Consider the following 22,674-nt stretch of genomic DNA (forward strand, 5'->3'; position numbering starts at 1 on the left):
CACTATGTCAACAGGTAGCTTTATTGAAATGTTTATGACCACTTTCGGGTGGCATTTATACGAGATCGTATGGGGGGTCATATCTAGTACTGGACTTGCTTATTTACCATTTTTTGCTGTAATCATTGACAATGTTGTTAAACCGATTGAGAGCCAGGAAGCCAAAGCAGCAGCCGTAACATCACTCAGACGTGTAGAGATAGATATAATCCGTTTGATTATCATGATGATGCTCGCTGTGTCACCGTATATGACTATTCAGTACGGTGCAATCAGTTACACAAAGGCATGCCAAACTGAATCAGGCACACCGGGCAGTACCGTGACTGCTGGAAACTCGGGAACTCGATTTGATGAGATATTTAAACCTAACTTACTAAATAATCAGGAAGCGAAAGTACCACCATGGTTTTATATCGTTATGTCAGTGTCGGGAGGTATTAACGATGCTGTTATAACTAGACTGCCTTGTGAGATTAACATGCGTCAGGTGGAATATGAACTATCTACTATTCTCATATCTGATCCACATCTTAAACGTCAAACACAACGCTTTGTGACGGAATGCTTTAAACCTGCGGTAGCTGATTTCTATAATAATCATAGAGAATTGCCCGACAGTATTGACGTTACAGACATAGCATGGCCGGGCTCTCAATATTTCAATAATAATTTCTACCAAACTGAATATGCAAAGCATCCTGTTTCTGGTTTTGAGTTTGACACAAATCGGCAGAGTGATAATGCACATGCAACTGCAAACCAAAACAACGTTACACCTCAAAATGGATATCCTAGCTGTCACGAATGGTGGAATGATAGTTCAGTAGGGATAAGGGAGGGGCTTTCAGAAGAATTCCCAGCTTCTATATGGGATAGATTTGGCACTATGGCATTCTCTTCGTCAGATGAACTAGAGAATGCAGCCATTCGCGAGATGCTAAGAAACGAAGGTAAATCTATTTATGATGGACTCAATGTTGGTGGTAGCACCACTATTGATATAGGTCTAGGTGATATTTTATCTATGTCTGCACTTGACCTTGCTGGAGATGTATTTGGAGGAACAGCAGGTACAGCAGGAGCAAAGGTTGCTGAAGTTCTCATACAGCCAGCAGTTTTTATGGTGAAACAGATGGCACCTTACATACAAGCAACAATGCTTATGGCGACGTACTTCTTACTCCCTTGGGTTTTACTGGTTGGTAACTACTCCTGGAGCACTATTAAGACTGCAACAATTACAATATTCGCAATTAAATTCTGGACTACTATATGGGCAGTTACAGACTTTTTAGATAGCAATCTTCAGCAGGTTATACTCGGCGCGCGTGATTCTAACTTTATTCATGAAATGCTCAGTCATCAAAACTGGATGCTTGACTCAATCATTGACCTATTAGTTTTAGCGCTCTACATGGCACTGCCTTACTACTTTCTATCTATTCTAGGGTGGGGTGGAGAGCGTGGCGCTAGCGCAGCTAGCTCTGCATCAACTGCAGCAGGCAATGAAGCTAAAGGTGCAGGTAATCAGGGTACAGAGATGGCTAAAAACGCGGTAACAAAATAATCAAAAATGGAGGCTCTAGTAAGGGCCTCCATTGATACGACGTGATTTATCTTCGTATGATTCATAACCATGATATCCGTAAGGTGAGCCACCATTGTAACGAGCTGACCTTGTGCTCGCAGCAAGACGTAGAAACCATGCGAAAGCCTTCCAAGCAAAAGATGCTGAGATGACGGTGGCAATAAGCAAATAATGAACTACGCGACCTTCAACTGATTCTCTGGCTCTTTGACGGCAATCTACACTCAGTAATGTCATTAATACCAACATAACTTGGAGAATTAATAATCCAACTGAAAACCAAGCCATACCTTTCAAAAGGTCTCTAGAAATCTCAGTATGTAGCAAGAAAGACCAGACAAAGGTTAATAACATGGTAACGATAGGCAAATATTTAACAAAGCCTCTTGCTTTGAACGGAATTGTTAGCTCATCTGCACCGCGAGTCACTTTAAAGTAAAGCATTGACAACCAGACTGATACAACGGCAAATCCAGCTGTAAAAATTATCGCTAAAAGAAGCATATCTATAATTGGCATTTTTAGGTCCTTTTTTGTTGTTCTCACCCGTGCATGGAGCAACTAAAAAGACATGTATGCCAAGGAAGATGCACCAAGATGTCCGTTTTAACTCAGGATGAACTTACATTAAGTCTATAACGCTTTTCTAATAGCGCAAGTAATGAGCGCACAATAAGTAAAAAGCTCTTAAACAAGTGTCTATCGGTTCATACTTTTGACTCATTGCAGCATGGCATCAGCTTGATTAGTGACGATTTAGCCGATATTATCATCCTATCTTTGTAGCTAATACATTAGCTGCGAGAAGTGTCGCAACCACTATACGTTGCGCTCAATTACATCCGTTCAATGACCGGTTGTAATCTAATAACCACGCTTCCAAGGAAGCGTGGATAGCATCAACCCATAAGGGGATTTATCTCTCCTTATGGGGGCGATCTTTCTCTATGGGTTGTATTTATCACTTTGAGGAGAAAGAAAGATGCAAGATATTATTCCTACGTTACTGGCGATTGCCTTTTTTGTTTTTTGCTACGACCAAAAAGTAATCGCCTCACTTCAACGACAAGGTAAATATGATCCCGACACACACCAAACGGTAATGTCGAGAATGTTTTTTGTGCCATTTAAGTTGTTGTTAAGTCGTAATCTCCCTGCCTTGTTGCAACCGTCACGGAACATAACTACTTGGAAGCCTGAAGGCGATTTGAGTGAGTTTAGTTACAACACGACCGTATGTATGAATAAGCTAGGGAAAAAAGTACGTCTTTCGCACTTTTTCGATGACAGCCAGCATGCCTGGTACAAAATCGAGAAAATTAATGGAAGTGGTATTCCGGTTGAATCTCCAAGATTTGAACCTGCATCGGTAACGTTCGATGTTAAAAAGCTACAATACCTGTAGACAAGCCAGCCTCACTTCATTGAAGTGAGGCTTTTTTTGCCTCACGGAAACATAACCGGCATCGATCAATATCCGGTTAAACCTACACATTTCTCGCACAACCATCTAAATTTGCCGAACTACTCTACGGAGAAATCCATGTTTGGCCGTCGAAAAACCACTTTACTAGCACCATCAACATCTATTCCTGCTGATGGAATCCCATTTCTTACTGCTAAAGACCTACTTGCCCCTCATTCATTGCTGATTAAAAAGATCCGCAATGATGCCGGTTGTACACGAGCATATTTTGATAGCTATTACTTGCCGGCAATAGAGCGTCTGGCAGAAATGCTTCAGCTTCGTCCGTTTGGTCATGAAGGGGAGTACGCAAAAAAGGGTGGCGCAATTGAAGTTGCTATTAAGCGTGTAGCATTGACCTTAAAGCTTCGACTGGGAACACTGCTGCCACTAAAATGTAAGCCAGAGGAAATATCACATCGAGGTGAGTGTTGGACATATGGCTTATTTGTTGCCGCACTCCTTCGAGACTTTGGTGGGCAAATGCTGGGTGTGAAGATCATTGGCTTTGCCAAAAATGATAAACCTGCCGGTGAGTGGCAGTGCTGGAAACACCGTATCGATGAATTCAATCATTATCGCATGAGAAAAGTACCAGGGATTACACGCTCACTGTCCTATACAAGCACCGTACTTCATATCAGGGATATTGTCCCCACAGAAGGCATTGAGTGGATATATGGTGACCATGAGCTTATGGACTGCATGTTAGATATTCTAGCGGGTGGCCATAAAATCCAAGACAATCCGTTGTACTCGATCATTGTCAGAGCCACATCTACTTTGCGTGATGAAATCTCTTTTGAAGCAGCACTGATCCAAGCCGAAAAGGCCAACAAACCTAGAGACAATCCGGCCCCATCAAGTGAGCAGATTGACAAAGAGACTGGTGAATTCATTAAAACCACGCCTGTTAAACCACAACAAGCAGCAAAAGAACCAGCTCCGAAACAAAGCAGTCACGCTCCAGTAGAGCCTATACCGTCAAATCAAATAGACTCCATGCCACCTGAGATGGAAGAACCACCACAGAATATTGATGATTATCCGCCAGAGCATGATGACGAAATCACTGCGAAAAACTTTGTGGCCAGACTCAAGGTGGATATTCAAAAGAAACGTATCACGTCTGAATATGCCAAGCAGGAAGGCAACACCATAAAAGTGAAATACCCCACTACATTCAGAAGCTACACGGACAGTCCTTCAGACCTTCTAAACGAGCTGCGTCTAATAGGTGCCATACAAGATGAGGGACCGATTAAAGGCATATCTACTGATAGAGTAATTGTACTCAAGGGGTAAATTGCCATCATTTCCGGTTAAGCGTAATATTGAATTACAGATTCTGCGTACTTGAGTATTCAAGTACCTGAAGTGCCACAGCTGCTTAAATGCTGTGCTCAATAGATGCTAACTTCGGTTAGTATCCTGCAAAATGTAACTGTTACTAAGGTGGCAGATTACCTCAACCCTGAAGGGAGAATGTTTCTCCTTTCAGGGGCGGCGTTCTCCCTTTTTTATTTGGAGAGTGCCTATGAGGCTTAACTTTAAATCGGTACAAGATGACATCAGGAAAATAGCTATTGCTGTATTTCTTGCTGCTTTGATTAGTGTGCTGGTCAATGACAAATGATTTAGCGATTTTATTTGGCCAATAATGTTTTCAGTATGTACCTGGCTCCTTGGTATAATTGAGGCACCATGTTCTGAAAAACCTAAAACGAAGGAGGAGGAAAAATGAACCTCACAATAGCTTCTGGCATCATTTTTCTTGTGTGCGCTATAGTGTTCTCGATTGCTTATTATCAGGAACACAAAAAGCACCGTAAAGACTAAAAACCCTATTAAGAGATTATTTCCACGGAGATAATAGAAAGCCCCTACCTTTGCAATAAGGTTGGGGCTTTTTTGTTTGGGACTGTCAAAACAATTCACCCACGCCGGCATCCGCGATGAGATCAAACTCATCCTTTTCGATACTGATATCTTTCTGGCCAGAAGGATGGGGCATCACATCTAACTCACCACCATTTAACTTTCCTAGTTGCACCAAACCTAAAAGCATAAGCTTTCGTGCTTGATATGCTCTTCCTCTGTCATTGAATTTAGACAGATATTCATAAAGCTCAGGATCTTCGACTCTTGGAATTTTCTGATTCATCCGAATTAGCTCAACCATTACGCTACCTCACGGTGATTCCGTGCATACCAAGCTTCACCAATCTTTTGAAAGCCAAGCACGTTTGCCAATACTGAATGCTCATCACAATGAACGTGATGTTTAGGTAGCAGTTTCTTAATGGGATCTAAAAAGATTCTGGCACCACCGCCTACCAAAATAATCTGATCGATGCTCCGACCGTCACCGACCTTATTTGAAATAGCGTCCACTGCTGGCATTATTTCAGTCAGTGCTGCCTGATGATATTTTGCTAAATCTACATCCTGGCCATACAGACGGAACCGGCCTTTACGAATCCCTTCATCAATATGAGAAATGTTGTCGTAATTGATAGAGAGGTCTTCGCTGATACCTTTGGCCACAGCTTTCAAATAAGCACTCATTCCGGTTGGGTGACTGCCACTTTTACCACTAATTTCTCTCAAGCCAGTTGATACAAGAAAATCGACTGTGAAAAAGCCTGGATCAATCAATAAATTTCTAGTGCTGCTCAATTCCTCTAGCAATTTTGCTTGTGATGCGTAGTGCAAAAACCCACCTAATGGTTGAGCTACCGCGTTAACCTTTTTGATTTGAACGTCACGATTTCCAACGCGATGAGAACCAACAAGCCGTTTTTCTAAAAGCGACCTTTTACTACTCATGAGATCAACTGGTAAACCCACAACCAATAAATCAATAACATCCACGTCCATTTGTGTAAGAGCACCATACATCAATGCCATGTAGTCTTCGGTCTCAATATAATTTTCATGCATGATGCGAACACCGCCTTCAAGTGCGGCATCAATGCCTGGCCCCACTTCATAGCGATTACCATTCACAACGACTTGGTAGATATCAGGACTTTCTTGAAAGCTATTCTTGTTAACACTGGGGCGGTTAACAATTGATGGAAAGTGATCTGCCTCAGCACGACCATTAACAATGTTACGAATGAATTTAGTATTGCCATAGCCTACGTCTACAGCACGAATTACAGGATTAATATTGTTCACCAGCGTTCCTCCACGGAAATACAGAAAAACGCGCACACAAAGGCATCTGGAGCCTTTAAGCAAGCACGCGATAGATTGAGTTTGAAATATGGCCTGAAGTAGGCCTTTTTTGATGCACACTTCCGTGGAAGTTATGCGCAGGAGCGTCAGATTTGACGGACAAATATAGATTACCTCGGGCGCACCTATAAAATCAACCCCTACAAGTCCTGCAGGACGCCTACAGGACACCTGAACATCTCATTTCCCACAATCTCCAAATTAAATTCAGAGATTTACAACACCAGAAGTCCTGCAGGACACCTACAGGACACCTGAAGTATTAGAAAATAAAATAATTGTCAGTTTTCTCAAAAACGCACCTAAGTTGCATTGGAAAAAATTGCCGTGGAGACTGAGGGGCAAAACCAGAGCAGAAACCACAGTCGAAACAAGACGATGCAGCTCAGATAAGAACTTTATTCCAGACTTTGAGAAAAAACCGATCTACAAAATCCTTGACAGACAAGGGGGTGTTGATCTGAAAATATGCCCAATCTTCAATAGGGCCCTCCGGGTCTGAAGAGAGCAGCAAGCCAACTGCATTAAAAATGGCTCTCTCTAAGCTACGTTCACCGAACGTTGCTCACTCAAAAAAAGACAAAAAGAGCTGTAAATATGCTGAAAACGCATGTTGACGGATTTCTATGTCTAAAAATCATTACGGACACGGTATTAATCGGATTGCTACGGCGGTCACTGTCCAACAAGTAGGGCTGTCTCTATGGAGACACGCATCAATCGAAGTACAGCGAACTACGGTTTGACTGTAAACCATACGAAACCACAAAAAGATTGGCCATAAACCTGATGTAAACAAAGTCTGTTGTCGGAGCAGCGTTTTACTAGGGCGGACATAACGTGATCGAGCATCCTGCTGGCGGGGATTATTGGGAACAAATTCAATCACGATCGTATTTTTGTGTGTATCAAAAACCAACCGAACACCATGTAAATCTGTGACAGAGATGAACTAGGTGGCTGGCTATCATCAAAGATTCTGTAAAGGAGTAGGTCGACCATCTACTAGTGCTTTGCAGTGATAGCAGCGTCATGTCGGGTCTGAACAAAACCTTCCATGAAAGATATAACTCACGTTTAAGAATTAGCCGCAGTTAAGAGCTGCACCTGATGAGAGTTCCCTATCGTATGGGTATTGATTGATAACTACTGATGATTTTAACGAGTGACTAGAGAGGAAAAACTGCTTATGAAAAATTGATTAAAACTGGAGATTAAAAAAATGGGAAAACCATTAGATAAACCATTTCAACCGCCGTTGACTGTGACGGAGGGGGACTATGTATTTGCTGCACCTGAAATGCGAGGTCGCCTGAACAGGCACGGTAAACCTTGGACGGTGAGAACCATCTTTGTTTACAACGTACAGCACGTTCTTTATCGACACAATGCAACGCATTCCAAACGTCAAAAGCCTGTAGCAGAAAAAACAAAGGCAAATAGATTTAATGAAATCCGTTCTATGGCGCAGACACTGCATGACCTGGGGTATCGGATTACATTGCCAACCCATATTCGTCAGAAGCACGTAAAAGCCCTGACACATTTCTGGGAAGCCAGGGAAGACCTGAAGCCCGCCTCTGTAGTCCAAAAAGTTTCTATTTTGAGAGTCTTTTTGGGGTGGATGGGCAAAGAGGCTGTGATTAAAGGCTTATCTGATGAAGAGCTATTTACCAAGCCAGAATTAATGAAACGTCAATATGTAGCTACAGAAGATAAAAGCTGGGATGACAAGTTCGACATTAACGACGTAATCCAAAAAGTTGAAGAAGACTGCAAATATTGCGGTAGACAACTGAAGCTAGCGCATCTGTTTGGACTACGAGCCAAAGAATCCATGCTGTTCAGGCCAAACCTGGATTATGACCGTGAAGGTCAGTTCATCCATGTTCGACGTGGCACCAAAGGTGGTCGGCCTAGAACATTACCTGTTGAATCAGCAGAACAACGTCAATACCTGGAAGAGCTGCAAAGTTACTGCTACGACACTAACGAATCAATGATTCCCAGACGTTCAGACCCAAAGCGTTGGATCAAACACTATTACCGGATCATGAATAGAAATGGAATTTCGCGGGAAACGGGTATTACACCGCACGGCCTGAGACACGGTTACGCACAGAGACTGTATGAACGAACCACCGGCCACCCTGCAGCAGTGAAAGATGTGCCAAAGCTGGCACAGGAAATCGACAAGATAGAAGAAAGGATCGCCAGGCTCATGGTTTCTGAAAACCTTGGCCACAGTCGTGAATCCATTTCAAGTGCTTATATCGGAAGTGATGATTAACCCGCTACCACTAATATTCGGTTGATTATTGCCGGTTAATTTTAAGTTGGTAGCCTTCACCCAGCTACAAGGAGGCAAACTTGCTGGACTACAACTCTTTGGATAATGTACTTCAGTTAATTTTATTCTCTGGTGATGCTGACAACCACAGTACCACCAGCATTGATGTTTTGAATAGACTTAGCGACTAAGGCAGTCCGGACACCGGTGTATGTGCCGTAGAACTTGATTTATTAGCGCTTGAAGCTAAACGTGATGTTGCATTGATCAAGCAAGACCTTTTAGAGCTTATCAACAAAAAGGTCATTCAAAAGCAGCAGTCACTTGAACAAGCCATCATCACATTACATGAAAGATTTACCGAGCAAGTCGAGCATAGATTATGAGCAGTATGTTAAAAACCAAAACCGGCATCATTGATGCGAGCTTTAATGAGCCATTGTTCAAGCTTGATATCAGACAAGAGAACACGTTAATTCATTTTGAACCGAGTTTTAGTGGGTCTGTATATCTCATTTCAGGCAGCTTTTTGATGGAAACGGCTGATTCTGTTGCTGAGGCCATTACAATTTCCAAGCGGTATCAAAAGGCGGCGAGACTCTGCAATAAACCAGTGGAGCTGATTCTAACTGATAGCTCATTTCAGACATCTGGCCAACCAATAGGTGTATGGCAACTCCTGGGCATCAAATAAGCGTTAATCTGAAGACTAAAAGCTTGTTTGCCTAAGACGTAATATGATTTTAAATTGAACGACAATAGAAAATTAATTAAGATGCAGACTAGATTAAAACACTCAAATAACTATGGGTATCCGGATTAACTGGTTGAAGGGGCACTGAAACCCATCCAAATGCATAGTCCTGCCAGAAGGTTGATAGATCGACGCCGAAGTTCTGCTCGGGATCGGGCAGGCCCATGTTGTAGGTCATGGTAGCCCTGCCCAGGAAGGGGTATTGCTTGGTCTGCGGCGCCTTCTTCTTGTGCTTGGTGGTATATAGCATCCGGGCCCGCATCACTTCGAATGAGTAGCCCCGGCCATCGCGGTTCTTGTCCTTGGCCAGCCGATTGATCGACTCCGTGAAGGCGTTGGTGATCGGGATGTCGGTCTCGAAGTAGGTGAGCATCTCCTCACGCCATTCGCTGACGGCGCTGACAAGATCCTTCCAGACTTTCTTCTGTCCCTGCGGGATGTCGTCAATCCAGGCAGCCAGTGCCTTCTCGGCATCACGCCGGGTGGCACAGTCCCAGATGTGGTAGAACCGCTCCTTGTGCTCGTAGGCTGCCAGGAGCTGGGGGAAGGTCCCTGTCCATGTTTCCATGATGAGATGCTCGCGGTCTGAAACGTCGTGAGCCCGCTTCAGCAGGATCTTCCGGTCACCCTTGAGGGTTCGTCGCTGGTTGGCCGTCAGCTCCTTCCTGAGCCCCTTGCGGATCTTTTCCAGGGCTTCGTTGGCCATACGCACAACATGGAACTTATCGACCACGATGCGGGCCTGTGGCAGCACCGCCTGGACGGCACGGCGGTAGGGCTTCCACATATCCATACTGACGATCTCGACCTTGTCACGCTCGGTCATGCTCATGAGCCGCTTCGTCACCGCGTCCTGCTGACGACCGGGCAACAGGTCCAACAGGGTGCGCTCCTCCAAGTTGGTCAGGATGCAGCGGTAGCGGCGGTTCAGGTACAGCTCGTCGATACCCAGGCAGCGGGGTGTCTCGAAGCGGTGCCAAATCGCCAGGAACTCAGCCTTCTTCTTGAAGATGTCGCGTATGGTCTTCTCATCGAGGCCCGTGGTATCGGCTACATAGGCGTAGGGGTGATTGAAAGCCTTTTTTTCAACGTAGCTGTATAGCCGGCGAGTCATGCGATGGTCATCCGCCATGTCCGGGAGCGCGGGCCGAAACGTCTTGCCGCAGGCCCGGCACGTGTAACGGCGACGTACTACCCAGAGGGTAACCCGTTTGCCATGAATGTGGAGGTCCCGATAGGCGACATCACGCTTTCCAAACCTGACGAACTCACCTTCTACGCCGCATTCCTCGCAAGCAATAGGAGTTTTAGCTTCCACTTGGAAATGATAGTCATGCTCACTCTCTTTAATATTCCAAACGTCATACTTGTTAAGTTGCAACACATTGACAGGTAGACTAGTCATAAAAATTTCTTAAGTCGTTTCTCCAGAGGCTCTCAGCCCCTTGCGAGAATCTTGGCCGCAATAGGTGAGGTAATCATTTGAATCACTGCAAAAAACGTGGCTGGAATCGCTATTTCTGATGGCAGGCCGGATGCGGCTACAAAGGCAGCAGCAATGCTGAATTCCTTTTTGCTCACGGTAAATAGATATGTGATTACCTCTTTGCGATCAGTGGTTAGCAATCGTGCAGCCATTCCTACTAAGTAGCCAATCAGGTTTAGACATAGGGCCGCTCCAGCAATTACAAAAGCGTACCAACCATAACCAATGATTGTTTCTGCGTTCGGACCTACCACAGCGAGAAGTATCAGGAGATATATAATTGAACCAAGCCCCGCATAAGCTGAATCATGCCTTGCAAAAAATTTCGGAAATCCTGTACGCAAGCTCACACCCAAGACGGTAGGAATGAGGACAATCAGCACCAATTCGAGGATAATCGAGCCAAGAGGAACCTCCAGTTGTATGCCTGTCAGCGATAAAAACAAGAAAGGAACTATAAACGGAGATAACGCCGTGTTGACTGCATTAAAAACGGCAGCTAGCGCTACATTGCCTCTCGCCATCAACACTAGAAGAGGAGAGGAAACATCCGTTGGCAGGGTGCCAAGCAAGGTTTGGCCAGCAGCCAGCGGGCCGCTCCCAAAAAATAGGCGGCCAGTCAGCCATCCGGCGATCGACATTGGTCCATAGACCAGACCCAGTGCCAAAAACTGTCTTGATGGCTTACGAAGTACTAGCCGTACATCGTGCGCATCGAAGGTCAAGCTGATAACGAGCATCAGCAACGCCAGTAATAACCCAATAGAGGGCTCAAGGAATATTCCTGTTTCAGGGATTATTAATCCCATTCCAGCGACAACAATGACGAACCACACAAGATGGGATTCAACGAAAGAAATTAATCGGATCATTTTTTTAAGTTCACATTTTCAGTTGATGTAGGTCGTCCTTCGCACTTGGAAAACAGCTCAATGGCTTTATCACAGTAGGCACAGTGACCCTGACAGCAGTCGTGCATTAGAAACGCAACGAGATCAGACAGTGCTGGGAAAATAGCGCTGTAAATGATTGAGCGTCCCTCTCGTCGCTTTTCGACGAGGCCAGCATGTTCAAGCTGGCTGAGGTGAAAAGAGAGCCGAGACGATGGCACACCGCCGAGCGAGCTTCCTATCTCACCCGCCGCCAATCCATTGGCTCCTGTTACCACCAGTAACCGGATAATACGAAGTCTTGTCTCTTGAGAAATTGCCGCAAAGGCATTAATCGCTTGGACTTCTTTCATTTCAATAACTCAACACATATTGAGATAATGAAATCTACCTGCTGGAAGAATACTTGGTCAAGTGGGATCCCAAGAGTTAGCTCTATGCTATTCATCTACTCAAGTGAAAATTGCGAGGCCAGTGAGGCTAATCCTCCCTATAGGCGTGTCATCAACCAAGTAATCCGCTGTGTTAAGCGATTGGCTGCGACCTTATGGGTCGAGCCAATCAACCAAAAAATCCGGATAGCCATAATTATTTTAATTTCAAAAAAAGCTCCTTTAAAGAGATGATTATTTATGTAGAAGCTTTTCGATAGTGCAGGTATATCCCTTGATTCACCTAAAACAAACCTCACCAAAGTTCTATTTAAGTGGACTAGCATCCCTTAACATCCCATCCCCATCAGGTTCTGGTGATTGGCATTTTCAAAGCGTTTTTTCAGAAAATGGATATACGCGTGGTTTCTATGCTGGTATTGGTGCTGAAGTAAATACCATTAGCTTATATGAAAGTAATGGCATTGAGGAATGCGGCCAGGTTTTAAAGAACCTAGGTATTGTCTTTGATGGGGATAAAGCATATGCAGCTACTCATCCGAGAGCAATTGCTGATTTAATAGCTGATAGTTTGCTTAGAGACAAACAGGCAAGCTTTATCGTTCTGGATGATTGGCTCAACGATAGCCAAGACCTGCTCCAACTCAATCTACTTTTAGACAAACTGTCCAATAATCTTACAGCAGCTCAACTCAGACTATTAGAATCTTGGAAAAACAGAGAGTCACAGCGCTACCTAAAGGATTTGTGATATTGATAATAACCTTAATTTATCCTATTCGCTTTAATGCTTTCTTATAAACTAAGTTTTTATTACGCTTACCAACAGTAATTACATCGATGGTGATGGTTTCATCAACAACCGTATAGACCAGTCGATAACCATCATCTCTAAGCTTTATCTTGTATGAATCTTTCATTCCAACAAGCTTCGCCGACGGTACCCGAGGGTTTTCACGCCGATCTTTCAACTTTTTTGCGAGCTTCTTTCTGATCCCCGCATCAAGCTTGTCCCATTCCTTCTTGGAGTCTTCAGTAAATCTTAAACTATAGGTCATCCCAATCCACTTCTATACGAGGCTGTTGCTCCCTCGCACGCACAAGGGCAGCAAGTTCTGCATCTTCCAGCCGCTCAATCATTGCCTCATACGCTTCCGCGGGAACCGCATAAAACACCGCTTTGTTCCTGTTTAAAACAGCAACAGTTTCCCCATCTGATTCGTCGACAACAACCATCGGATTACGCTTAAGCTCTGTAATACCAATAGTCACTGAAGACAAGACGGCACTTACCTTTCTCATCTCCGCTACTCCTCTTCCTGACTACGCTTATCACACCAGCCTAGTCAGTCCATCATGGTTTTTTGCTCCTTAACTGATCAGGCTTCCTTGACCAAACCAGCTACCCTCTCTTAGTTCAATATAGCACACTTAAATGACCATATAAAGATGCTTTATGTATTGGTAATATTCATAACCACTATCCCTATAAAAGAACATTTTATGCCCTATACAGGGTGGGGCTTTTTTAGTTATGTTTAGATTAACTCCGCGTCAAATTCACCTACATACCGATAAACTATACCCAGCATCTTTTGCTCCACTGGAACAACCACTCCTTCATCCACCAGCACATGAAACACTTCTTTCCATTCTTCCAGTTCATCTGGCTTAGCCCAAACCATCACACCAAAAAAAGTGAATGTCTCTGTAAGACACTCATTATTTAAATGTTCTATTAACGTTTTTCTCGACATAGTTAAATCCCTGTAACGCCTGATTCCAAGGCATAGATAAAGCCATTTTCCTTGCGAGACATCCAAGACGCTTTATCTGCAATGAACGAACGCTCACCGATAGCGAAGTGAATACAGCTGCTGCTGCGTTTAGTGATTTTTGGCTTCCCTGGCACCTTCATAACAACACTGGCTTTGGGATGCTCACCGGCAGGGGAGAAGGTAATCACTCGCTTGATAATGGTAATCGGCACATTCTTCTTAACTGGTTTACTGTCTTTTCCTGGCTCACCTGCAGCTGCAATTTCAATACACTTCTGCATAGCATCAATGAGGTTGTCACGTGCTATATGGGCAGTGAACGTTCCATCGCCATTATCGACACCTGGGGCGTAACCACCACCGTATTGGGTGGAGTCGTGTATCGAGATAGATGGATTGCTGATCAACACATATTTACCTGTGTCCAAGGGGGACGTGCTGGCGGGTGTAAAGCTAAATTGTTCTTCAAGTTCTTTCATTAATTCTCCACTAACTCACTATGGCTGAATACCAGATTTAAGGTTATCCCAGCTTTGTGATCACGCAAGTATGAACAGGAGGCCAAGAGATGCTGTAAAAAGCGGATTATGTTATTATTAAGTCATTGATTCTGCGTACTTGATTACTCAAGTACCTGAAGTGCCACAGCTGCTTTAACGCTGTGCTCAACGGATACTGACTACGGTTGGTATCTTACATAATGTTGCTGCTTCTACGGACGCAGTTAACCTCAACCCTGAAGGGAGAATTCCCTTCAGGGGGCATTCTCCCTTTTTTATTTTCGGAGAATGTCTATGAGGAAAGACGCAGGTGAAGCTTCCATTAAGGTAGGCACCAATGTCATTACTGCAGGTTTCATCGGGTTAGCATTTGCTAATAGTGGTGAATCACTGGCTAGCGCTTTCATTGCTATATTGTTGGGAGGCGTTTTGATTTACTATGGTATTAAGTTTAGAGACGGAGGAAATGAATGATGACTATTTTAGAATACATAAAGCCGGAATTAGTAATAGGTGCTGTTCTAATTTTAGCGTTTTTCATTTGCCTTGGTAACTATGCAACCAGAGTAGATGAGAAGCGTAAGCACAAAGACAAACATAGTGACAGAACCGCATAAGAGCTAATTCCTACTGGGATTTAGTAAAGCCTCTACCTTCTTCGGGTAGGGGCTTTTTTATTAGCAAGTAATAGCTCCAGCTATCATAAAATGCTGTACTCAAGGCATATCAAGGCTTTTAAGGAATATCTTGGATTAAAGGATTTAGAATGAGAGAAAGCAACCCTGAAATCATTTATCGATATCAAGCATTCAATGCCCTTTCCCTTGATGCCTTATGCCATGACCAGCTATATTTTTCCGATCCTACAAATTTTAATGACCCACTGGACTGTAATCCAGCTGTAGAGCGAGACTCAGATAGAGAAACATTAAGACAAATACTAAGCTCATTAATACAGAAAAGAGTCGAAAAAGAAGTAACAAACTCTCTTCAAGCAACCAATCTCACCGATAAAATTAGTAACTCACGTGCTAAAGAACAAGCACAGCAGTCATCCGAAAATGAACTAAGAAGGATTGAGCATTACGCTACTAATCCGGACTACACTTGCTCGGTTGAAGAGGCGGAATGTGGGATGTTTCACCATGGAATACATAGCGAACTTTTAAAGCAAAATAACCGTGGTATATGCTGCTTTTCAGCTGAGTACTCTAACCCCATACTCTGGAGTCATTATGGTGACCAGCATAAAGGGTTTTGTGTGGGTTATTCATTAAATAGAAACCCTGAACCATCACTTCATAAAGTGCTTTATGGAGGTGCAAGAACAATCAAGACCAGTCTAATTGCTAAAGCAGTTTTACATCATGATATACAAGCTCAGAAAGCCTTAGATCAAAACACACTCTTACGTAAAGCTGAACCTTGGCAATATGAACAAGAGTGGCGATTAATAGGAGAAGTAGGCATACAAGATTCTCCTCTATGTTTAGTGGAAATTATCTTTGGTCTACGATGCTCGTTATCTGTCATTCATGCTGTTATGAATGCACTTAAACCCCGTGACATTTCGTTTTATCAAATGAGCTTAATAGGGGATAGCTTTGAACTAAGACGCTCGGATATAGAAGACTGCGGCCAATTACCTTTAACAGCTCGTTCAGGAATTGAAATATTCGGACCTTGTGATGATTAATTAGTCTCAATTACGGCCAGTATATGCCAGGCAAATAAAGACTAGAAAATGATTAAAAGAAAATGGTTTGGTGGGATTGAAAGGAATCTGAGCTTTGTTAATGAAGTCTCTGCTGGAATTGGTCTGGTCACTGGCTATGTCCTGTTTGGACTTTATTGGCTTAGTACACCTATTACGACAGTAGAAGTGACCACACAGACAGTAGCTTATGAAGAAAGAGTTATTGGTTATATTCCAGAGCCAACAAGGCTTGAAAGCATCTCTGATCTGGGTTCTTTAAATCGTACAGTCCCGGTGACCGCTAAATTCCCGATTCTAAATGAACAGGGTAGACCCGCTTTGAGTGAAGAGGTTGTCACTTTTGAGGGTAAAGGCACACCCATGATCTATGTTGAGCAAAAAGAAATTGTGATACCTAAACTCGCATCAGATGATGTCAAACTGGTATCTCCACACAGCTCTAGTAACTATGCCAGGTTCTACCTGGAAACGATTCTACAAGGCACTGGCTATTATTATGAAGATAAGCGGGTAGCATTTGATGGAGCCATGTCAGCAGATATATTTGCTGTAAGGATCGGAACCTTGTTTGCTCTACTCTCATTAGTGCTGCTAATGATTAAGGTTAAGGCGATATCTCGCTCAGTTAACTTTCTCAAGAGCCTCATGGAACCTGATAAAAGCCCAGATACTCTCGATGAAGCATCAATGAGTGAGCATTATGAAGATGCCAAAAAGTTTAAAAAACAATATGAAATGACGAAACGATCAAGAGAGGCAGAATACTTTGAGAGGATAGGCGAATCAGCTGAAGTTGCCTATGCAAACATACTGATCTTTATTGACAAAGCAGAGTTGTTTCTAAGAACGGAACAAGATAATAACGAATATGTTGTGTGCAGAGATAAATCGGTTTATATAGACCCGCCTGTTTACTGTGATATCCCGACTGTTGACCGTAAAACCTATATGGGAATCACAGCAGATCCACTGGATGTGAAGAGATGTACATTGGAAGAAGCAGAATTCTTTGCAAACTATCTTAAAAACGTAGAGGGTGCCTTATCCATTGAGCCAGTGAGACTGGTTAAAGCTATTCGTAATGCACTTAGAATAAATCTTATACTTCGTAAGAAATTAGAATTCTATTTAAGGAATAAAGGGATAATCTGATTTTAAGAACGGGTCTGCTTAATTCTAGGATCAATGGGATAAGGTATAGGCCCAATAATATTGAGCTTGTTTAAATTTGGATGATAAGGATTGATGATGTAGTTTGGTGTATCGCTAACGATAGTGCTTGGCACCTGTAGAATAAGAGAATCTGCTTGTTTTACCCACTGATCACCGATTACTTTAGTCGATTCCGCTGCTGGGTCACTCTGCCAATCTTCAGGCAAACTATCGAGCGAAAGCTCTAATACAAGACTTTGATCGAAGCTTACCTCAAACAATGAATAGTGCTCTAACAGTCTTTCAGATTCAACATGAACAACAACTTCTAAGATTGCCAAAGACTGAGTACCAGCTGTGTAAACTATTGGAGTCCCAATAGAATTCCATCTTCCTCCAAACTTTCTAGAACCTTCTCCAGTAAATGCTGCAGGAACTTTAATACCGTTGATCACCTCTGTTTTTGAAGCTAATTGATTTTGAATAATTCGGACAGCAGTAATGTCTGTCATGAAAAGACACCATGCTCAATTCTACCCAGTAAGTCTTTAACCTCTTTCGCTCCTAATTCTGTATCAGCCAGTTTCAGAGGCGTTTCACCTCCCAATGCTTTTTTGGGAGTTTTGAGCCAATGCTGTGCATCTTCATTACTATGCAGCACTTCGGTTGCTCTAGCCATGAGATCAGCAAGTCGGTAAACGCGTTCCGTTTCATCGGCGTGAAGCACACCTTCACGCTTTCTTCTGGTAAATGTTCTTGCTGAAATATTGACTATCTCATTCATTTCATTCACGCCAATGCTTAGTCTATCGGCCAGTGCATATAGCGAAGAAACTGCTACACCTCGTCTTATTTGCTGAATAAGTTGCAGTTTATTATTGGTAGAAAATCCAACACTTATCATTATTTCTTCGGGAGTTGGCAGTGGCGTTGAGTATTTTGTAACATGAGCAGGCTTAACTCTTCTCCCAGCTTTAGGCTTCATTTCAATTTCAATATATTTTTCTGACATAAATTTCCCCTTTGGCTGTATGCCATCTGGCCTATATTATAGCGCCATATGGCAAATGGTGAAATATTTAGATGACATAGAGCTACATAGCATTCCCTGATCGTCGTTGCTGGACACATTAAAATAATTAATCTGGTGAATCATTAGTTTGACGAAACTATCTGGATCGTCCACTGGAATTTGTTTGATACTTGATTTAAAAGCTGTTGATGTAAGTAGTTAAGCCCAATACAGCCCAAAATAATTGGCAAAAGAGCTAAGGATAATTGTTTAGCCCCTCTAGGATACCAACCTAGAACAAATACAATCCCTAGGGGCTCTACCCCGATTTTGCGGACACTTCAAAGAAGCCTGATAATGGGCAAAAGGAATGTTTATGTCGAAGAGAAGAAAATACAGTCCAGAGTTCAAACGTGGTGCTGTTGAATAAACCCGGCAGCCAGGTTTAGCTGTGCCCAGATTGCTCAAAAACTGAGGCTTGCTCCAAATCTGCTAACGAGATGGCGACGTGAAGCAGATCAGAATGGCCAGCAGGCCTTTAATGGTACAGGTAGTCCCAGAGATGAAGAAGTTGCCCTTCTTAAACGTGAACTGGCGCGAGTGAAGAAGGAACGGTATTTTTTACGCGAAGCGGCGACGTTCTTTGCCAGGGAGTCGTCCTGAAGTATCAGGCGATCCAACGGTGTCGCGTCGAGTTTCCCGTACGCTTAATGTGTCGTTGTCTGGAGGTTTCCGCTAGCGGTTATTACGGCTGGGAAGCACGTTTACCGAGTGACCGACAGAATGATAACAATCGATTGCTGACGCGCATTCGTGAACTTCATACATATAGTGGCGGTATTTTGGGTGCACCGCGAATGCATGAAGATCTGACAATTGAAGGTGAAACAGCCAGCAAAAATCGGGTTGCACGTTTAATGACGGTTGCCGGACTTCAGGGATGGCCGAGAAAAAAGAAACGTGGACAGAAGAAACCGCCATTATTAACACCGCCTGGTGTTAATAATTTGTTGGAGCGAGACTTCATGGCTCTGGAACCAGAGACTAAGTGGGTCACCGACATCACTGAAATCAAAACAGGCGAAGGCAAGCTATATTTGTGTGTTGTACTCGATCTGTTCAGCAAGCTGGTGATTGGCTGGTCAATGCATCACCGGCAAGATCGACAGATGGTATTACGCGCCGTTGAAATGGCTGTTTGGCAACGCCAGGGAAGTGGGCCTGTTATTTTACATTCTGATAGAGGCAGTCTATTCAGAAGCGGCGATTACCAGCGATTGCTTAGTAAAAATACATTGATGAGTGCGGTCGGTCATTGTGGCGATAATGCTGCCTGTGAAGGCTTTTTTGGTGTACTCAAAAGAGAACGGACAAACCGAATGCGTTACCCAACCTTGGATTCTGCCAAAGCTGATTTATTTGACTATATTGAGCGTTTTCATAATCCTCGGATGAGACGAAGAGTTGCTAAGTACGATATGAAGTTATCAACCGTTTTTAAACCGTCCGTGGAAACGAGGTAGAACCCGAATTACATACTGCAATGTCTTGGGGACGCATTTGTGCTTAAACACTGACCACTATGAACAATTAAAGCTATTGCCAATATTCATAAAATTAAGGTGAACCATGTTTAACATATTGATGCATCGCACATATCGGCACCTGTTTTTCGCACAGGTTGTTGCCTTGTTGGGAACCGGCTTGGCAACTGTTGCACTTACTCTTATGGCGTTTGATCTGGCCGGTAATGATGCCGGCCAGGTGCTGGGCACGGCAATGGCCATCAAGATGATCGCTTATGTATTGATCGCACCGCTTGCTTCGGCGTTAGCGGAAAGCGTCCCACGCCGGGCGATGCTGGTGTCGTTGGATATTGTTCGTGCTGTAACAGCGCTTGCATTGCCTTTTGTTACCGAAGTCTGGGAGGTGTATGTGCTGATCGCAGTACTTCAATCTGCTTCTGCAGCATTTACCCCAACCTTTCAGTCGATTATCCCGGATACGCTTCCGGATGAAGATGATTACACCAAGGCTCTATCGCTGTCCCGCCTTGCATATGATTTGGAAAACCTCATTAGCCCGGTTCTGGCAGCAGTTTTCTTGCTGGTTACAAGTTGGCATGGGCTATTCTCGGGAACCGTTATTGGCTTCATCGCCTCAGCGTTGCTTGTAGTCTCTGTAGCTATTCCATCAGGTGTCAAACCGGAGAAGCATCGCAGCGTTTATGAGCGTGCCCGGCGCGGATTCAAAATCTTTGCTGCAACGCCCCGGTTAAAGGGACTAATGGCGTTAAACTTTGTTGTCAGCTTGGCCGGTGCCATGGTGATCGTTAACACTGTGGTACTGGTGAAGGGCCACTTCGGCCTGACAGATCAGCATACGGCAATGGCCTTTGCGGCATTTGGTGGAGGTTCAATGTTGGCGGCGTTGACTTTACCTGCTTTGCTCAAGCGATGGCAGGATCGTCGGGTCATGTTAACGGGAGCGGGTATCCTCATTTCAGGAATGCTTTTGGCCATCGCTATAGACAGCTTTGAATGGCTGATCCCGGTCTGGGCTTTGCTTGGCATTGGCTCTTCGGCTGTACAGACACCCGTCGGCAGATTGTTAATAAAATCATCCATTGGGGTGGACCGACCCGCACTTTTTGCTGCCCAGTTCTCCTTATCCCATGCCGGTTGGCTCGTTGCCTATCCGCTGGCTGGCTGGCTTGGATCGATTGCCGGTTTGAAGATAACTTTGGTTGTGCTTGCCAGCCTTGCATTGATTGCGCTCATTTCAGCAATCAGGTTATGGCCATTAAATGACTCTAAAAAGTTCATACATAGACATGATGATCTAGCTGATAACCACCCGCACATAGCATTATCTGGGCGACAGCATATTCATCATTATGTAATAGACAATCTGCATCCTAAATAGCCATGTCAACCCAGTGTCCGTTTTAAAATGGAGCTATTACAGTAAGTTTCTAAAACTTTCATAAGAAGGATATTAGCCGATGATACTTTCTGAAAGAAAATGAGCGGAGAAACCTAGTCAATGTTTCGATTGAAGGATTATCCAGTCGTACCAGTACTCTTTTCCCAGATTTAGTAAAGCGAATGGCGTTGGAAACTAGGTTAGATATTGCTCTGCGCAATATGGCTTTATCGCCATGAATTGGTCATGCTTGACCAGCTATGGTTAGTGCGACTTTGTGGTCTTCTGCTAGCGCTTCAAAAAAACCAAACAACGCTTTGACTTCATCGGATAAATCCAGCGGTGTTTGTTCCAGCTTGACTAAACCGTGTTCGCTTTTTGCTAACCACAACATATCATTAACCATTTTTGCCAAACGTTCTTGTTCTTCCAAATTTGAGTACAACAATTCACGGTATTCTTCGAGTGTTCTGGATTTGCCTAAGCCAACCTGTCTGTGTCTGGGTGATGAGATTAGTCAGAGGTGTTCGTAGCTCATGTGCAATATCAGCTGAAAAATGTGATAGCTGATTAAAGCTATCCTCAAGTCGACCTATCATGTGGTTGAATGAAGACACCAAGTCCTGTAATTCCGATGGGACAAAAGAGGGGGTCAAGGGTACAGCTCGGCACAAAGTTAAGGCAGTACATGCCGCTTACACCCAGTTAATAGTCGGCACTGAACAATCCTTTTAGTCTAGCTCGGGTGGGTTTTATCACTGACAAAACAATCCATATCACATTGATATTAATTAGAATGATGAATATTTATTAACTATTTCATTGCGAAAATAGTCAGTTGTTCAGTCGTAGTTCAGTTTCTTTATGATAAAAATGTCTTCAACAATAAAAAGAAATTTGAAATCAACTAGAGAGGTTCTTTCTAATGAACATTATCAAAACAACAACTGCTGTTATCTTAGGTGCTTCAGCACTTTTTTCTTCCGCTGCAATGGCAGAAGTTCATGAGGTACAAGCTGTGGGGCTGGCATTTAAACCTTTAGTTTTGAAAGTCCAGCCAGGTGACCAAGTTTCATGGACAAAAATGACCATTCACAATGTTAATACTGAATTTACATCAAATGATGGTGTGAAACAATATATTCCTGAAGGTGCAGAAGGATTTACGTCAAAAATTGGAGAAAACTTCACCAGTGATCCACTTACTGTTGAGGGGGTTTATTTGTATAAATGCGATCCGCACTGGGGTGCCGGTATGGGTGGCGTAGTTATCGTTGGCGAAGCAACTAACTTACAAAAAATCGTTGACGAAGACCCTAGTGGTGCATTAGGTCGTCTTGTTAGAAAAACGCAAAAAGCTGTTAAATAAAACAATCTTAATTAATATTTACTAAATAATCTCTAGTATTTATTGAAAAATCATTAAATAACAAAAAAATTAACGGCTAAATAATAAAACAAGCCCCTGATGGCTTTTAG

General features: G+C 43.4%; 24 protein-coding genes and 2 pseudogenes. 12 read left to right on the forward strand and 14 right to left on the reverse strand.

The features are described from left to right. Positions 1–4: 4 nt before the first annotated feature. Entirely contained in the window at positions 5–1,570 is a 1,566-nt protein-coding gene (locus B3S93_RS13665) for a conjugal transfer protein TraG N-terminal domain-containing protein (RefSeq protein WP_292404166.1), read from the forward strand. A 15-nt stretch (positions 1,571–1,585) separates the two neighbouring features. Here B3S93_RS13665 and B3S93_RS13670 read toward each other — a convergent pair whose 3' ends face one another. Next, the gene (locus B3S93_RS13670) at positions 1,586–2,110 is read right to left on the reverse strand and encodes a hypothetical protein (RefSeq protein ID WP_292404163.1); all 525 of its coding nucleotides are present in this window, start codon (positions 2,108–2,110) and stop codon (positions 1,586–1,588) included. A gap of 463 nt (positions 2,111–2,573) precedes the next feature. On the opposite strand from B3S93_RS13670, the gene B3S93_RS13675 reads away from it, so the two are divergent. Together B3S93_RS13675 and B3S93_RS13680 are read left to right on the forward strand one after the other, a co-directional pair. Further along, positions 2,574–2,996: a hypothetical protein gene (locus tag B3S93_RS13675; protein ID WP_292404160.1), complete on the forward strand. Its 423-nt coding sequence runs from the start codon at positions 2,574–2,576 to the stop codon at positions 2,994–2,996. Positions 2,997–3,134: 138 nt separating this feature from the next. After that, positions 3,135–4,361 carry a TraI domain-containing protein gene (locus tag B3S93_RS13680; RefSeq protein ID WP_292404157.1) on the forward strand — a complete coding sequence of 409 codons (1,227 nt, stop codon included), beginning with the start codon at positions 3,135–3,137 and terminating at the stop codon, positions 4,359–4,361. Between the two features lie 619 nt (positions 4,362–4,980). Here B3S93_RS13680 and B3S93_RS13685 read toward each other — a convergent pair. Together B3S93_RS13685 and B3S93_RS13690 are read right to left on the reverse strand one after the other, a co-directional pair. Next, positions 4,981–5,238 carry a hypothetical protein gene (locus B3S93_RS13685; RefSeq protein WP_292398596.1) on the reverse strand — a complete coding sequence of 86 codons (258 nt, stop codon included), beginning with the start codon at positions 5,236–5,238 and terminating at the stop codon, positions 4,981–4,983. After that, the gene (locus tag B3S93_RS13690; protein WP_292398593.1) at positions 5,238–6,239 is read right to left on the reverse strand and encodes a PRTRC system protein D; all 1,002 of its coding nucleotides are present in this window, start codon (positions 6,237–6,239) and stop codon (positions 5,238–5,240) included. Before B3S93_RS13690 ends, B3S93_RS13685 begins: the two co-directional genes overlap by 1 nt. Before the next feature lie 1,282 nt (positions 6,240–7,521). On the opposite strand from B3S93_RS13690, the gene B3S93_RS13695 reads away from it, so the two are divergent. Together B3S93_RS13695 and B3S93_RS13700 are read left to right on the forward strand one after the other, a co-directional pair. Next, positions 7,522–8,589: a site-specific integrase gene (locus B3S93_RS13695; protein WP_292404154.1), complete on the forward strand. Its 1,068-nt coding sequence runs from the start codon at positions 7,522–7,524 to the stop codon at positions 8,587–8,589. Between the two features lie 391 nt (positions 8,590–8,980). Continuing rightward, on the forward strand, positions 8,981–9,283 hold the full coding sequence (locus tag B3S93_RS13700; RefSeq protein WP_292404151.1) for a hypothetical protein: 303 nt from the start codon (positions 8,981–8,983) through the stop codon (positions 9,281–9,283). Positions 9,284–9,461: 178 nt separating this feature from the next. Here B3S93_RS13700 and B3S93_RS13705 read toward each other — a convergent pair. From B3S93_RS13705 to B3S93_RS13715, 3 genes and pseudogenes are all read right to left on the reverse strand, one after another. Continuing rightward, a pseudogene (locus B3S93_RS13705) lies at positions 9,462–10,748 on the reverse strand (ISL3 family transposase); the annotation flags it as partial. A gap of 32 nt (positions 10,749–10,780) precedes the next feature. Beyond that, positions 10,781–11,701 carry a bile acid:sodium symporter family protein gene (locus B3S93_RS13710; RefSeq protein ID WP_292404148.1) on the reverse strand — a complete coding sequence of 307 codons (921 nt, stop codon included), beginning with the start codon at positions 11,699–11,701 and terminating at the stop codon, positions 10,781–10,783. Continuing rightward, positions 11,698–12,072, reverse strand: coding sequence for an ArsR/SmtB family transcription factor (locus B3S93_RS13715; RefSeq protein WP_292398611.1), 375 nt, complete (start codon positions 12,070–12,072; stop codon positions 11,698–11,700). The genes B3S93_RS13710 and B3S93_RS13715 overlap by 4 nt, the downstream gene beginning before the upstream one ends. Positions 12,073–12,385: 313 nt before the next feature. Between B3S93_RS13715 and B3S93_RS13720 the strand changes: the two genes are divergently transcribed. After that, entirely contained in the window at positions 12,386–12,862 is a 477-nt protein-coding gene (locus B3S93_RS13720) for a hypothetical protein (protein WP_292398609.1), read from the forward strand. Positions 12,863–12,881: 19 nt separating this feature from the next. On the opposite strand, the gene B3S93_RS13725 is transcribed toward B3S93_RS13720, so the two are convergent. The 4 genes from B3S93_RS13725 to B3S93_RS13740 all read right to left on the reverse strand — a co-directional run bounded on the left by B3S93_RS13725 (position 12,882) and on the right by B3S93_RS13740 (position 14,368). Continuing rightward, positions 12,882–13,169 carry a type II toxin-antitoxin system RelE family toxin gene (locus B3S93_RS13725; RefSeq protein WP_292398606.1) on the reverse strand — a complete coding sequence of 96 codons (288 nt, stop codon included), beginning with the start codon at positions 13,167–13,169 and terminating at the stop codon, positions 12,882–12,884. Next, positions 13,159–13,413, reverse strand: a complete 255-nt coding sequence (locus tag B3S93_RS13730) for a type II toxin-antitoxin system Phd/YefM family antitoxin (RefSeq protein ID WP_292398604.1) — start codon at positions 13,411–13,413, stop codon at positions 13,159–13,161. Before B3S93_RS13730 ends, B3S93_RS13725 begins: the two co-directional genes overlap by 11 nt. A 236-nt stretch (positions 13,414–13,649) precedes the next feature. Continuing rightward, the gene (locus tag B3S93_RS13735) at positions 13,650–13,868 is read right to left on the reverse strand and encodes a hypothetical protein (RefSeq protein WP_292398601.1); all 219 of its coding nucleotides are present in this window, start codon (positions 13,866–13,868) and stop codon (positions 13,650–13,652) included. 2 nt (positions 13,869–13,870) lie between these two features. Next, positions 13,871–14,368: a hypothetical protein gene (locus B3S93_RS13740; RefSeq protein WP_289245419.1), complete on the reverse strand. Its 498-nt coding sequence runs from the start codon at positions 14,366–14,368 to the stop codon at positions 13,871–13,873. Between the two features lie 315 nt (positions 14,369–14,683). Here B3S93_RS13740 and B3S93_RS13745 point away from each other — a divergent pair, with 315 nt between their 5' ends. The 3 genes from B3S93_RS13745 to B3S93_RS13755 all read left to right on the forward strand — a co-directional run bounded on the left by B3S93_RS13745 (position 14,684) and on the right by B3S93_RS13755 (position 17,258). Further along, complete coding sequence (locus B3S93_RS13745; protein WP_289245420.1) at positions 14,684–14,863, forward strand: hypothetical protein; 180 nt, start codon at positions 14,684–14,686, stop codon at positions 14,861–14,863. Positions 14,864–15,155: 292 nt separating this feature from the next. Beyond that, positions 15,156–16,085, forward strand: a complete 930-nt coding sequence (locus tag B3S93_RS13750; protein WP_292404141.1) for a DUF2971 domain-containing protein — start codon at positions 15,156–15,158, stop codon at positions 16,083–16,085. Between the two features lie 48 nt (positions 16,086–16,133). After that, on the forward strand, positions 16,134–17,258 hold the full coding sequence (locus B3S93_RS13755; protein WP_292404138.1) for a hypothetical protein: 1,125 nt from the start codon (positions 16,134–16,136) through the stop codon (positions 17,256–17,258). 2 nt (positions 17,259–17,260) lie between these two features. Here B3S93_RS13755 and B3S93_RS13760 read toward each other — a convergent pair whose 3' ends face one another. Together B3S93_RS13760 and parS are read right to left on the reverse strand one after the other, a co-directional pair. Then, on the reverse strand, positions 17,261–17,770 hold the full coding sequence (locus B3S93_RS13760) for an RES family NAD+ phosphorylase (protein ID WP_289245423.1): 510 nt from the start codon (positions 17,768–17,770) through the stop codon (positions 17,261–17,263). Continuing rightward, positions 17,767–18,270, reverse strand: coding sequence for a type II toxin-antitoxin system Xre/ParS family antitoxin (parS, locus tag B3S93_RS13765; protein ID WP_292404135.1), 504 nt, complete (start codon positions 18,268–18,270; stop codon positions 17,767–17,769). The genes B3S93_RS13760 and parS overlap by 4 nt, the downstream gene beginning before the upstream one ends. A 376-nt stretch (positions 18,271–18,646) precedes the next feature. Between parS and B3S93_RS13770 the strand changes: the two are divergent. Both B3S93_RS13770 and B3S93_RS13775 read left to right on the forward strand, forming a co-directional pair. Beyond that, a pseudogene (locus B3S93_RS13770) lies at positions 18,647–19,793 on the forward strand (IS3 family transposase). 106 nt (positions 19,794–19,899) lie between these two features. Beyond that, entirely contained in the window at positions 19,900–21,195 is a 1,296-nt protein-coding gene (locus tag B3S93_RS13775) for an MFS transporter (protein WP_292404132.1), read from the forward strand. Between the two features lie 244 nt (positions 21,196–21,439). Here the strand turns inward: B3S93_RS13775 and B3S93_RS13780 are convergent, their stop codons facing one another. Together B3S93_RS13780 and B3S93_RS15600 are read right to left on the reverse strand one after the other, a co-directional pair. Continuing rightward, positions 21,440–21,643, reverse strand: coding sequence for a hypothetical protein (locus tag B3S93_RS13780; RefSeq protein ID WP_292404129.1), 204 nt, complete (start codon positions 21,641–21,643; stop codon positions 21,440–21,442). A gap of 1 nt (position 21,644) precedes the next feature. Continuing rightward, positions 21,645–21,794 (reverse strand): histidine kinase dimerization/phospho-acceptor domain-containing protein, encoded by a 150-nt coding sequence (locus B3S93_RS15600; protein ID WP_349677849.1) that lies wholly within the window; start codon positions 21,792–21,794, stop codon positions 21,645–21,647. A 326-nt stretch (positions 21,795–22,120) separates the two neighbouring features. Here B3S93_RS15600 and B3S93_RS13785 point away from each other — a divergent pair, with 326 nt between their 5' ends. After that, positions 22,121–22,564: a plastocyanin/azurin family copper-binding protein gene (locus tag B3S93_RS13785; protein ID WP_289245131.1), complete on the forward strand. Its 444-nt coding sequence runs from the start codon at positions 22,121–22,123 to the stop codon at positions 22,562–22,564. Positions 22,565–22,674: the final 110 nt, after the last annotated feature.

Source organism: Methylophaga sp. UBA3613 (assembly GCF_002375415.1).
Classification (GTDB): Bacteria; Pseudomonadota; Gammaproteobacteria; order Nitrosococcales; family Methylophagaceae; genus Methylophaga.